We start from the raw sequence: 12,510 nt of genomic DNA on the forward strand, positions 1-12,510 counted from the left end.
GTGGCTCTTACACGAGGGAACGATTTCAGAGATTTTCTAAAAACACCAAAACTGGATCAAACTCCGGCAAACAACCACCATATCGAGGCTTGCACTGTTTCAGCTGACCGTTTAAACGATCCGTCGCATCTTTGTTGGACCGCCGAGTTTCGCCGATACAGCAAAGGTCGCCGCTGTAGCTCAGCTGGTAGAGCACGTCATTCGTAATGATGGGGTCGGGGGTTCGAGTCCCTTCAGCGGCACCACGTAATTCCAAAACAACAACCGACAATTGGCGCGGTTATTTGAGGCGTATTGTGTCTGCCTTCGGATCCACCTGTTGTTCTGGGCGCGTCCCGTGATCTTGCCATTGGTCGGGCATGCATAGTCGACGGATCGGTCAGCAGTTACCCGGTGATTGGGGATATTCCCCCGGCGAATGCTGCTAGGATTGGCGCGGCCAGTGCAAAGCCAGCACGTATGATGTCGCCCGTACCCTCGGCGAGCTTGTGTGAAGACCTCCACTCTTCAATATCAAACGCATCCTCAGCATCACTTTCCCGGCTTGCGGCGATGGCAAGGTTGGCAATCCTTCCATCCAGTATGACAGCCACGGGAAGGAAATAGCTCAACATCAACAAGCAGAAATAGGTTCCCGTAAAAAGTGCGGATGCGGTCACCAGTGAATTGTAGGCGGCTTTTTCAGAATCCGAGATCACGGGCAAGGGCCAGTACATCCAGCTTGCAGCAAAAAACATGCCAAAGGTGAGGATGAGACTGGACAGATATAGTTGTTGCCGCATCTGACGCAGGTTCTTCGCCAGCTCTGCGGCCGTTTCTTCGATGCTACGGGTTTCGCGGGATCCCAGACACAGGATCATACCAACGATCAATGACCCGATGGCAAGCCCGGCAAGTGCATTGATCACGTCCAAAATGCGCCTGAACAAGGTAAATACCGGCATTTCCCCGCATTTTCCCAGCAACCAGGAATCCTCAGGGTCGATACACCCGGGCAGAGTGCCCTGAGACAAGGCCGATTCAAATACGGCCTTGCCAACCTGGTGATAGATTTGCGGGGTCTTGGACGCCATATGTTGTTGGACAGTGGGCAAGATGGCCAGAACAAGGATGGTCAGAACAATCGTGATAGCGGTTATTCTGGTTCGGCGTTCCATTGGGCGGATCAAGTTGCGGGCCAACACAGCCACAGGCAACAAGGTGAGGGCTGCAAAAAACCAAGCCGCCGCAAGAAACCGGAACCGCCCAACCGTCTCAAGCCACGTACGCTCGTCGACAAGAATGCTGACGGGGACGTCCAATTCGGTCGCAATCATGTGCTTTTGGATGACCTCATGCAGCGCAAAAACACAAACTGGCAGCAACGCGATTGCGAAATAACCCAGTCTAACTCGACGTTTAGTCACGTCGTCCCCTTCTTGTTTCGGCACTCCACGACAAGAAGGGTAACATGAATTCGACTCGTCGGCGACTTTCCGGATATAAGAGGGTATGGCAAACGCGCTGACATCTCAGTGCAGTCAGATCAGATGGACGTCCAATTGGTTGAATTGATCGTCAAGCGCGTCGGATTACGCGGATGCCAAATTCACTTGCTGCGTGACGTGGGGCATGTCGGTCGATAACTAAGCGCGCTTTTCTCCAATCGACGCGACCCCGAGAACGTCCAGCACCTTGGCTTCGATATGTTCGGCATTCATGCCCGCTGCCGTATACATATCTGCGGGGTTTGCGTGGTCGATGAAAACATCCGGTAAAACCATCGAGCGATACTTTAACCCGTGATCAAATATGCCTTCATCGGCCAGCAGTTGTGCGACATGACTGCCGAAACCGCCGATCGCGCCTTCTTCGATGGTGATCAGAGCTTCGTGATTGGCGGCCAGATCCAGGATCAGATCGCGATCAAGCGGCTTGGCAAATCGGGCATCGGCGATGGTAGGGGTGATGCCCTTGGCCGATAATGCCTCGGCGGCCTTCTGAACCTCGGCCAATCGGGTGCCAAAGGACAACAAGGCCACGCGCGCGCCCTTCTGGATCAATCGGCCTTTGCCGATTTCAAGAATCTCACCACGCTCCGGAAGATCGACTCCAACGCCCTCACCGCGCGGATAGCGGAAGGCAATCGGGCCATCGTTGTGTGCGGCCGCAGTGGCCACCATATGCATCAATTCAGCCTCATCCGCAGCGGCCATGACGACCATACCGGGCAGGTTGGACAGGTATGCAACGTCGAAAGATCCGGCATGGGTCGCTCCGTCGGCACCCACCAGCCCGGCACGGTCGATCGCAAAGCGCACTGGCAGACGTTGGATCGCCACGTCATGCACAACCTGATCATAGCCACGCTGCAGGAAGGTGGAATACATCGCACAGAATGGCTTCATCCCCCCAGCGGCCAACGCCGCCGAGAAGGTCACGCCATGCTGCTCGGCAATGGCCACATCGAAACAGCGCGACGGATACCGTTCGGCGAACAGGTTCAACCCGGTCCCATCTGGCATCGCCGCGGTAACGGCCACGATCTTGTCGTCACGGGATGCTTCATCAACCAGAGACTTGCCGAAGACCGACGTATAAGACGGCGCATTGGAGGGTGTTTTCTTCTGCTCGCCTGTGACCACGTCGAACTTAGCCGTAGCATGCCCTTTGTCGCGAGCCTGTTCGGCCGGGGCATAGCCTTTGCCCTTTTTTGTCAGCACATGGATCAGAATCGGGCCTGTTGCCCGCGCCTTGACCGTGCGCAGAACCGGCAGCAACTGGGCCAGGTCATGCCCGTCGATGGGACCGAGATAGGAAAAGCCTAGCTCCTCAAACAATGTGCCGCCAACAGCCATGCCTTTCAGCATTTCCTTGGCGCGCTTTGCGCCCTCGCGGAAAGGTTCGGGCAATAGAGACACCGCGCCTTTGGCGGCGGCTTTTAGATCGTGAAAGGGTTCTTCCGCATAGATCCGCGACAGGTAATTGGACAGTGCTCCAACCGGCGGTGCAATGCTCATCTCATTGTCGTTAAGGATAACGATCAGGCGCTTCTTCAGGTGGCCCGCGTTGTTCATCGCTTCAAACGCCATCCCCGCAGACATCGATCCATCCCCGATGACGGCAATCGCATCGCCCAATCCTTCGGGGGTGACGCCTCCCAGATCGCGCGCAACTGCAAACCCCAAGGCTGCACTGATCGAGGTCGAGCTGTGTGCCGCCCCGAACGGGTCATACGGGCTCTCGCTGCGTTTAGTAAAGCCGCTGAGGCCATCCTTCATGCGCAACGTACGGATACGGTCGCGCCGTTCGGTTAGGATCTTGTGCGGGTAACACTGGTGCCCAACGTCCCAGATGATCTTGTCGCGTGGCGTGTCAAACACAGCGTGCAGGGCTGCCGTCAGCTCGACCACACCCAAGCCTGCACCCAAATGCCCGCCTGTGACGGACACCGCCGAAATAGTCTCGGTCCGCAATTCCTTTGCCACCTGATGCAATTGAGCGTCCGAGAACTGCTTGAGATCCGCCGGGCGGTTCACAAGATCCAGCAAAGGCGTATTCGGGCGTTCAGACATTTGGTACGTTCCTGGCTTAGCTGTCCCGGGCAATAACGAAGCGGGCGGCGTCCTTCAAGGTTTCAGCCTTAGGGCCATATCCATCAAGCGCCGCGCACGCTTGATCCACCAGATCAGTGGCACGGGTCTTGGCGGCGTCCAGTCCCAACAGAGAAACAAATGTTGCCTTCCCTGCCGCGGCATCTTTTTGCAGGCGCTTGCCCGCCTTTTCGGCGTCACCCTCGATATCCAAGATGTCATCGGCAATTTGAAAAGCAAGGCCAAGGGCTTGGGCATATTGGCGCAAGGGTTCGGGATCGGCCTGTGCCAAGCGCGCTCCGCCGCAGGCAGACCACTCGATCAGCGCACCGGTTTTGCCCGATTGCAGGCGGGTGATGTCGGAAAGATTCAAGGGGTCCAGGGCGGTCTCCGCTGCAACATCCAATGCCTGACCCAGTACCATCCCCTGAGCGCCACTGGCTGTGGCCAAAGTCAAAGCCAAGTCAGCACGAATTTCAGCGGTTCCGACCTCGGTCCGGGTACACAGTTCAAACGCCAACGCCTGCAGCGCATCCCCGGCCAGCAGAGCGGTGCCTTCGTCCCATTTCATATGCACGGTCGGGCGTCCGCGCCGCAGGTCGTCATCATCCATACAAGGCAGATCATCGTGAACCAGAGAATAGGCGTGTAGCGCCTCGATGCCTGTGGCTGGCCAGATCGCGCGCGCCTCATCGATGGTATGCAACCGGGCGCTTTCCAGTACAAGAAACCCGCGCAGCCGCTTACCGCCCTGAGTGGCATACCCCATCGCCCGGGTCACATCCAGATCATCCAGTGCGCCCAGAACCAGATCGAACTGCTCCTGAATGCGCGCCGCATCCTGCGCCAGTCTTTCGCGAAACATTTACTGGCCTTCGACAGGTGTAGTCCCGGTCGGCTGACCATTGGCATCCAGAGTAATCGCCGCGACCTTTTCTTCGGCGCGCTTCAACTCATCCTCGCAGCGTTTCTTCAGTGCCGCGCCACGTTCATACAGCGCGATAGACTGATCCAGCGCCACGTCACCGCGCTCCAGCTGGCCAACAACGGCCTCAAGCTCTTTCATCGCCTGTTCAAATGTCATCTGCTCAACGGGGGTATCGGTCATCGGGCTGCCTTCATCAGTTCTTCCACATGGGCGCGCGTTGCATCGGCCAGCGCGTTCAGATCATACCCGCCTTCCAGAGTCGAGACGATACGGCCCTCACAAACCTCATCAGCAATCTTGCAGAGCTCAGCTGTGATCCAGGCGAAATCGCCGGTCGACCAATTCAGATTGGCCAGCGGATCGTCCTGATGCGCGTCAAACCCGGCCGAGATGATGATCAGTTCCGGCTTGAACGCTCGCAGACGCGGAAAGGCCTGTGTTTCATAGGCGGCCCGCATCTCGGCCCCACCGGTGCCGGGGGCCAGCGGGATGTTCAACACCGTGTCATACGCACCAGATTCATCCGGCCGCCCCGATCCGGGCCACAGTGGCATTTGCTGGCTGGTGATCACCAGTGCGCGCCGTTCGTCCCACAGCAGATCCTGTGTGCCATTGCCGTGATGCACATCGAAATCGACCACGGCGACGCGCTTTACCCCATGATGATCCAAGGCGTGTTTGGCGGCCAGCGCCGCATTGCCAAACAGGCAAAACCCCATCGCGGTTTCTTTTTCTGCGTGATGCCCCGGCGGACGGATTGCACAGAACGCATTTGGCGCCTCGCCGCCCAGCACCATATCCACCGCGCGCACTGCTGCCCCAGCCGCACGATAGGCCGCATCGACCGACCCGGGAGACATGAACGTATCACCATCAATCTGGGCGAACCCGTCGTTTGGCCGGTTGCCTCGTATGTCCCGAATGTGACTTTCGGGGTGGACGCGCATCAAATCATCATCTGCGGCCAGCGGTGCCGTGACCTTGTTCAGCTCCAAAGGTTCCAATGCGTGCAAAATATGCTCCAACCGGGCGACCCGTTCGGGATGTCCTGTTGGTGTCACATGCCCAAGGCAATCCGCGTGGGTCAAAAGGGCTGTTTTCATCGGAATCCCTTGTTCATCTGGCCAAAAATATCCTCGCCGAAGGCTTGAAAACGCCGCGCAGCGGCACTGTTAATCTGGCGCCAACATGTAACCGGCGCCCCGTACAGTTTGCAGATAGCGCGGCTGTTTCGGGTCCTGTTCGATCTTACGGCGCAAGCGCGTGATCTGAACATCCACGGCGCGTTCCTGTGCCTGCCCCTTGTCGCGCCCAAGATCTTCGACCAGCTTTGCCCGGCTAATCGGTTCTCCGGGCTGTGCCGAGAAGATCTTCATCAACTGGCTTTCGGTGGCGGTCAGGCGCACCGGGTCCTCGCCCTGCCACATCTCACCACGTTCGATGTCATATCGGATCGGGCCGAGGGTTAGGATCTTTGTTGTTGCATCCTGTGCGGGTGTTTCAGGCATCCGCCGCAGGATCGCATTGATACGCAACAACAGCTCTTTTGGCTCGAAGGGTTTGGCCAGATAGTCATCTGCTCCCGCTTCAAGGCCGGCGATCCGATGCTCGGTCTCGCCACGTGCCGTCAACAACAGGATCGGCGTTGTGCTTGTTTCGCGCAGCGCGCGGGTCAGGCTGACACCGTCTTCGCCGGGCATCATCACGTCCATAACGATCAGATCAAAATCCAACCCCGACAAGACCCGACGCGCATGTGCCGCATCCCGTGCCGCCGTGACCAGAAACTCATTTCGCATCAAGAACTTCTTGAGCAGATCGCGGATGCGCTCATCATCATCCACTATCAGCAGGTGGGCGTCCATGTTGCTCATGAGGTTGTGTCCCGAAGTTTCGTGTAGGCATGACGCATATCAGCATCCATCATTGCTTCAAGCACTTTGCGGAATCCGGCAACCGCTTCGGGGCCTGCGTCTTTGTAGGCCGCACGCATGCGCGCGCGCTGCGCGTCCGATAGCTGTGCTTCCAATGCCCGTCCGTTTTCGGTCAGAAACAAATGGCGTTCGCGCTTGTCGACGGTTCCAACACGGCTTTCGACAAGGCCGTCTTCGATCAACGTTCTGAGAACTCTGTTCAGCGACTGTTTTGTAACGCCCAGAATGGCCAAAAGATTGTTGACCGTTGTACCGGGTGCGCGGTTGATAAAATGGATCGCCCGATGGTGCGCGCGACCATAGGCCAGTTCGGCCAGGATGCGGTCTGGATCAGCGGTAAATCCTCGGTAGGCAAAGAACATCGCCTCGATCCCTTGTCGCAATTGCTCATCTGTCAAAAACAACAAGCTTTCGCCACCAAACAAAGGGGCTGGGCGGATGTCGGACATATCATGCCTCATTCGTTACACGGGTTTGACTTTATGTCAGCGTTATTGACATTCCAAGAGCGCACAGGTATCGAATCGCAGTTTTTGCGTAACTTTATGACCATTTCGGACCTAAATAGCGCAATAATCGGAAATTCAACCCGGTTCAGGAGGTTTCGCATGGCGGGGTATGACGATCGTGACGGTGTCATCTGGATGGATGGCGAACTGGTGCCCTGGCGGGACGCCAACGTGCATCTCCTGTCCCACGCGATGCACTACGCGTCCTCGGTGTTCGAAGGCGAGCGCGCCTATAACGGCAAGATCTTCAAGAGCCGCGCGCATTCGGAACGGCTGATCGCATCGGCTGAGGCTTTGGATATGCCAATGCCATATACGATTGATCAGATCGAAGCTGCAAAGGAAGAAGCTTTGGAAGCCAGTGGGCTGCAAGACGCTTATGTGCGCGCGCTTGTCTGGCGCGGGTCGGGTGAAGATATGGGCGTGGCTTCGGCCAAGAACCCGGTCCGCATGGCGGTCGCGGTTTGGCCATGGGGAGCGTATTATGGTGATGCCAAGATGCAGGGCGCCAAGCTGGACATTGCAGAATGGAAGCGGCCCAGCCCGGAAACGATCCCGGTGCATGCCAAGGCGGCGGGACTGTATATGATCTGCACGATCTCGAAACATAAGGCCGAGGCCAAAGGGTGTTCGGACGCTTTGTTCATGGACTACCGCGGATATGTGGCTGAAGCGACGGGCGCCAATGTGTTCTTCGTGAAAGATGGTGAGGTGCATACCCCGCTGGCCGATTGCTTCCTAAATGGCATCACCCGCCAGACCGTGATCCAGATGCTGAAAGACAAAGGCATCAACGTGATCGAGCGTCACATCATGCCCGAGGAAATGGCTGGTTTCGAACAATGCTGGCTGACCGGTACCGCGGCCGAAGTTACGCCAGTTGGACAAATCGGCGACTACACCTTTGAAGTGGGCGAGTTGACTCGCGAAATCGCCGGCGACTACGAAAAGCTCGTTCGCAGCTAAGACCACAGTTGGATTATTAGAATTTGAGCCGCCGTTTCTTAACCGGCGGCTCACTTTGGTTCGATAATCTCAATGCACTTTGCTTTTTGGCGTTACAGTCTGACCAGCAATCCGCCCAAACCAATCTGCGCTCAAGTTGCTCTTTGGTCGCATTTTTAGGCTTGAAAATCCCGACAAAAATAATCAGTTATATATCAACACTGGATGATCTAGCATTTGGCATTGAGTTTCGAGGCGGTTTGCGCGCTTAGCGCAGGATATGGTGAGAGCACGCCGCCGCCTCGGAAACGAATTGAAGATTGGGCTGCCGCAGGGGCGAAAGGGTCAGAAATGGGCGATCCGCTTGACGAAATCATTTCCCGGCACGATGCGGCCACGTCGTGTGGATGTTCGTGTTGCGACGACGATTTCGCGGCTTATGCCGAGCAGAAGAAGCGCGCGCTTGCGATCGAGGAGCCCACGGCGAACGCGACACTGCCTGAAAGTGCTGCCAGTCGGCGCGGATCGGTGCGGTATATCTTTGAAACAGTGCTGGCGGAATCAAGCACCAAAGACGGGTGATCGACGTCGACAAGGCATTTACGTCGATCTATTGACCCTTTAGTAATCCACGCCGCGCTGGGCCTTGATCCCGGATTTGAAAGGGTGCTTTTCTTCGGTCATTTCTGTCACCAGATCGGCATAATCCCGAAGCTCTTGTGGCGCGTCACGTCCCGTCAGGAAGACACTCGTGCGGTCGGATCGCGCATTTAGACCTTCCATCACTTGCTCAACCGACAAGTATTCATAGCGCAACGCTATGTTGATCTCGTCCAAGACAACCAGATCATATTCGCCGCTTGCCATCAGATTACAGGCCTTGTCGAAGGCCGCATTGGCGGCCGCGATATCACGCTCGCGGTCCTGCGTGTCCCAGGTAAAGCCTTCGCCCATTGTGTGCCAGGTCACCAGATCACGCTCTTGGAAAAAGCGCCGCTCGCCGGTTTTCCATTTGCCTTTGATGAACTGCACAACGGCGACCTTCTGACCCCAGCCCAATGCACGGATCACAACGCCAAACGCGGCCGAGGATTTGCCTTTGCCTTTACCGGTATTGATCAGAATCAGACCACGTCCCGGGTCGACGGCCTCGGACACTTTTTTGCGGTGCTTGGCCTGCACCTTTTGCATCTTATCCTTGTGATCCTGCGCGTCGCTCATGGGGCACCCTCTTTGACTGTTGCGCCCAACCTAGGGGAAGTTCGCAAAAGGTAAAGTCACGCTTTGGGGTCTGTGACGGATCGCGCCTTGCCGCGTTCCAGCCCCAGCTGGTGTTCGCGCCAAATCACCACCACGTTGCCGGTAATCACCAATGCAGCCCCGATCAGGATGGCAATTGTCGGCAGTTCGTCGAACCAAATATAGCCGATAACAATGGCAAATAGCATGGTGGTGTAGTCGTAGGGTGCAAGCATAGACGCCTGTCCAAACCGATAAGACGAGGTCACGAGGATCTGGGCAACACCGCCGGTCAATCCGACCGCGATCAAGATCGTCGCCTGCTCCCATGTGGGCATGGTCCAGCCCCAAAAAGCCGTCAGCCCCGACAGCAGCGTTCCAGTGACGCAAAAATAGAAAACAATGGCGGCCGGATGATCCACCTGTACGAGTTGCCGAATATGGATTTGCACAAACGACCGGGCAATCGTCGCCGCCAAAACACAGAGCGCACCAATCGTGGCAGCTGTTTCCATTTCTGTGCTGCCAAGGCGCGGCCAGACCATGATCAGAACGCCAAACAGGCCCAGGGCGACGGCCCCGATACGGATCATGCGGATACGTTCGCCCAACATCACCGCCGCCAGAATCAGGGTGAAGATGGGGGTGGCATACCCAATTGCAGTGACCTCGGGCAGCGGCAGCAGGCTGAGCCCGGTGAAGGTCAGGCCCATGGCGGTTGTTCCTAAGACCCCGCGCCAGAAATGGCCCATCGGTTTCTTGACGACAAAGCCTTGCGCCAATTCTCCGCGAGCAATCAGCCAGATGATGATGATTGGAATGGCGAACAACGACCGGAAGAACACCAGCTCACCGGGCGGGAAATCCTCGGACAACACCTTGACCAAAGCCGACATCGACGTGAACAGAAACAGGGCGCTGAGTTTCAGCGTCACGGCCAGGACCGGTCGATGCGATGTTAAGGATTTTGCCATTGGCGGGACCCTGCGCCTTTGAAGGGGAAAGATCAACGGGTCGGATCAGGGATCGACCCATGTTTGTGGCAAAGGGCTGCCGATCTCGTCCGCCAGTTCCTGCAGATAGCGGATCATCCAGCTGGTTCTGTGCTGCGCAAGCCGTTTGCCGCCTTCAGTCAGCATGTCCTGTTGCAAGTTCAGCAGTTTGACCTTCCAGTGATCGATAGAGAATTGAAGATCATCCAGCGTGCGATTTTCGGCAAACGGGTCGGCTGGATCGTAGAGCATCCGCCCCAGCGCGCCTGACACCAAAAACGTACGAGCCATCCCTATCGCACCCAGCGCATCCAGCCGGTCTGCATCTCGCAGAATACGGGCCGTGGGGGTTTCCGGTTGCATTTTGGCCGAGAAACTGTGGGCTTCGATCGCGTGTTGCACGACCTGAATATCTGCAGTCCGAAAGCCCAATTCAGCCAGAATAGGCTCTGATTCCTCTGCAGATTTGCGGGATGCCAAATGGCGGTCAGGGTGGTCCTTGGGCAGGTTTACCAGATCATGCAGATAGCTGGCGGCCAGCAATACTACCATGTCCGCATGATCGTCGGCGATCGACTGAGCATTGACCCAGACCCGATCCAGATGTGCAAGATCATGGGCAGGATCGGTCTGCATCCGCTGCATGACAACCGCACGCAGCCGGGTGCGCAGATCAGCCAATATGCCCACGATTCTCGCCGATCTGACCACGGTGCAGCAGCAGGTGGTCCAGGATGACGCAGGCCATCATCGCCTCGCCCACCGGAACCGCGCGAATACCGACGCAAGGATCATGACGGCCCTTGGTGATGATCTCGGTCTCTTCTCCGGATTTGGTGATGGTCTTGCGCGTGGTCAGGATGGATGAGGTCGGTTTTACCGCAAAGCGCACAACAACATCCTGCCCCGTGGAAATTCCACCCAGTATGCCGCCAGAGTGGTTTGAACTGTATTGGGGTCCGTTTTGACCCATGAAGATCTCGTCTGCATTGGCCTCACCCGTAAGCTCGGCTGCGGCCATACCTTCACCGATTTCAACGCCTTTGACGGCGTTGATCGACATCATCGCAGCGGCCAAATCAGTGTCTAACTTGGCATAAACTGGCGCACCAATGCCGGCGGGAACACCTCGGGCGACCACCTCGACTATGGCACCAACGGAATTGCCTGACTTACGCAGGCCATCCAGATACGTGGCCCAATCCTCGGCGGCCTTGGCGTCCGGGGTCCAGAATGGATTCTGTTCGATCTGAGACCAGTCGAAGTTTTCGCGGTCGATTCTATGCGGTCCGATCTGGCTCATGTACCCGGTGATCTGAACATTCGGAGCGATCTGCTTGATCGCCTCGCGCGCCAGCCCTCCGGCGGCAACGCGCGACGCGGTTTCCCGGGCTGAGCTGCGCCCGCCACCGCGATAATCACGGATACCGTATTTCTGCCAGTAGGTGATATCTGCATGACCCGGACGGAACTTGTCCATGATGTCACCATAGTCCTTCGAGCGTTGATCGGTGTTTTCGATCATCAGCTGCACGGGCGTGCCGGTTGTTTGGCCTTCAAACACGCCGGACATGATTTTCACGGCGTCGGCCTCGCGGCGCTGCGTCGTGAATTTGTTCTGCCCCGGTTTACGCTTGTCCAACCAGTGCTGGATCATGGCCTCGTCGATTTTCACACCCGGAGGGCAGCCATCGACAGTGGCGCCCAACGCCGGTCCGTGGCTTTCGCCCCAGGTGGTGACGCGGAATAGATGGCCAAAACTGTTCATCGACATAAGGCATGCTCCTTTGAGCGTCGTGATTAGCGGGGAGAGACCTTGTCCTCAAGCGGATTTGCGTTTGACTTGCGATGTAGCGCCGCCCGGTGGGCGGCGCGATGGAGTATTTTCGAAAAGATGAAGATCAGGCGGCTCGCGACAGCGAGATGCGTGTCTCTGTGATCTTCAGCGCAGCTTGGGCCGCTTCGCGTCCCTTTTCGATGAAATGCGCGCGATAGATCGCGTTGTGGTGGGCCGTTTCCTGATACTGGTGCGGGGTCAACGCGACCGACAGAACAGGAATACCCGTGTCGAGCCCTGCACGCATCAGCCCATCAACCACTGCCTTGGCCACAAAATCGTGCCGGTAGATGCCGCCATCCACGACGAAGGCGGCACAGGCGACAGCGTCGTAGCGCCCGGTCTGGGTCAGATCGCGGGCCAGCAAGGGCATCTCGAACGCGCCGGGGACGTCGAATACATCAACCTGTTCGGCTGGTATGAGCTCCTGAAATCCGTCAAGCGCGCGGTCAACGATATCGGAATGCCAGTTGGCTTTAATAAAAGCATAGCGGGTGTGTGTCATCATGATCTCCTTTCGCGGTTTGGTGGCCTGCTGGGGTCGCGAAAACCGG

At 57.2% G+C, this 12,510-nt stretch carries 14 protein-coding genes and 1 tRNA gene; 3 read left to right on the forward strand and 12 right to left on the reverse strand.

Translation table 11 applies throughout. The features are described 5' to 3' along the window. Positions 1 to 169: 169 nt before the first annotated feature. Positions 170 to 245, forward strand: a tRNA-Thr gene (locus Q1B21_RS10700). A 141-nt stretch (positions 246 to 386) separates the two neighbouring features. Here the strand turns inward: Q1B21_RS10700 and Q1B21_RS10705 are convergent. From Q1B21_RS10705 to Q1B21_RS10735, 7 genes are all read right to left on the reverse strand, one after another. Continuing rightward, complete coding sequence (locus tag Q1B21_RS10705) at positions 387 to 1,406, reverse strand: hypothetical protein (RefSeq protein ID WP_299889229.1); 1,020 nt, start codon at positions 1,404 to 1,406, stop codon at positions 387 to 389. A gap of 219 nt (positions 1,407 to 1,625) precedes the next feature. Continuing rightward, positions 1,626 to 3,554, reverse strand: coding sequence for a 1-deoxy-D-xylulose-5-phosphate synthase (gene dxs / locus Q1B21_RS10710; RefSeq protein ID WP_299889231.1), 1,929 nt, complete (start codon positions 3,552 to 3,554; stop codon positions 1,626 to 1,628). 16 nt (positions 3,555 to 3,570) lie between these two features. After that, a complete protein-coding gene (locus tag Q1B21_RS10715; protein WP_299889233.1) occupies positions 3,571 to 4,437 on the reverse strand; it encodes a polyprenyl synthetase family protein in 867 nt (288 codons plus the stop codon). After that, complete coding sequence (locus tag Q1B21_RS10720) at positions 4,438 to 4,680, reverse strand: exodeoxyribonuclease VII small subunit (RefSeq protein ID WP_120634800.1); 243 nt, start codon at positions 4,678 to 4,680, stop codon at positions 4,438 to 4,440. Continuing rightward, positions 4,677 to 5,603 carry a histone deacetylase family protein gene (locus Q1B21_RS10725; RefSeq protein ID WP_299889236.1) on the reverse strand — a complete coding sequence of 309 codons (927 nt, stop codon included), beginning with the start codon at positions 5,601 to 5,603 and terminating at the stop codon, positions 4,677 to 4,679. The genes Q1B21_RS10720 and Q1B21_RS10725 overlap by 4 nt, the downstream gene beginning before the upstream one ends. 69 nt (positions 5,604 to 5,672) lie before the next feature. After that, positions 5,673 to 6,374, reverse strand: a complete 702-nt coding sequence (locus tag Q1B21_RS10730) for a response regulator (protein WP_299085003.1) — start codon at positions 6,372 to 6,374, stop codon at positions 5,673 to 5,675. Continuing rightward, positions 6,371 to 6,883: a MarR family transcriptional regulator gene (locus tag Q1B21_RS10735; RefSeq protein WP_298937913.1), complete on the reverse strand. Its 513-nt coding sequence runs from the start codon at positions 6,881 to 6,883 to the stop codon at positions 6,371 to 6,373. The genes Q1B21_RS10730 and Q1B21_RS10735 overlap by 4 nt, the downstream gene beginning before the upstream one ends. A 159-nt stretch (positions 6,884 to 7,042) precedes the next feature. Between Q1B21_RS10735 and Q1B21_RS10740 the strand changes: the two genes are divergently transcribed. Together Q1B21_RS10740 and Q1B21_RS10745 are read left to right on the forward strand one after the other, a co-directional pair. Then, positions 7,043 to 7,909, forward strand: a complete 867-nt coding sequence (locus tag Q1B21_RS10740; protein WP_299889239.1) for a branched-chain amino acid aminotransferase — start codon at positions 7,043 to 7,045, stop codon at positions 7,907 to 7,909. 216 nt (positions 7,910 to 8,125) lie between these two features. Further along, positions 8,126 to 8,470 (forward strand): hypothetical protein, encoded by a 345-nt coding sequence (locus Q1B21_RS10745; protein WP_298937915.1) that lies wholly within the window; start codon positions 8,126 to 8,128, stop codon positions 8,468 to 8,470. Between the two features lie 39 nt (positions 8,471 to 8,509). Here the strand turns inward: Q1B21_RS10745 and cobO are convergent, their stop codons facing one another. The 5 genes from cobO to Q1B21_RS10770 all read right to left on the reverse strand — a co-directional run bounded on the left by cobO (position 8,510) and on the right by Q1B21_RS10770 (position 12,464). Beyond that, a complete protein-coding gene (cobO, locus tag Q1B21_RS10750) occupies positions 8,510 to 9,109 on the reverse strand; it encodes a cob(I)yrinic acid a,c-diamide adenosyltransferase (RefSeq protein ID WP_298937916.1) in 600 nt (199 codons plus the stop codon). A gap of 56 nt (positions 9,110 to 9,165) precedes the next feature. After that, complete coding sequence (locus Q1B21_RS10755; protein ID WP_298937917.1) at positions 9,166 to 10,101, reverse strand: DMT family transporter; 936 nt, start codon at positions 10,099 to 10,101, stop codon at positions 9,166 to 9,168. Positions 10,102 to 10,146: 45 nt separating this feature from the next. Further along, positions 10,147 to 10,809, reverse strand: coding sequence for an HD domain-containing protein (locus Q1B21_RS10760; protein ID WP_299889242.1), 663 nt, complete (start codon positions 10,807 to 10,809; stop codon positions 10,147 to 10,149). After that, complete coding sequence (gene aroC / locus Q1B21_RS10765; RefSeq protein WP_299889244.1) at positions 10,793 to 11,893, reverse strand: chorismate synthase; 1,101 nt, start codon at positions 11,891 to 11,893, stop codon at positions 10,793 to 10,795. The genes Q1B21_RS10760 and aroC overlap by 17 nt, the downstream gene beginning before the upstream one ends. A gap of 127 nt (positions 11,894 to 12,020) precedes the next feature. Further along, on the reverse strand, positions 12,021 to 12,464 hold the full coding sequence (locus Q1B21_RS10770; protein ID WP_299889246.1) for a 6,7-dimethyl-8-ribityllumazine synthase: 444 nt from the start codon (positions 12,462 to 12,464) through the stop codon (positions 12,021 to 12,023). Between the last annotated feature and the right edge of the window lie 46 nt (positions 12,465 to 12,510).

The organism is uncultured Ruegeria sp., from assembly GCF_947504215.1.
Lineage (GTDB): Bacteria > Pseudomonadota > Alphaproteobacteria > Rhodobacterales > Rhodobacteraceae > Ruegeria.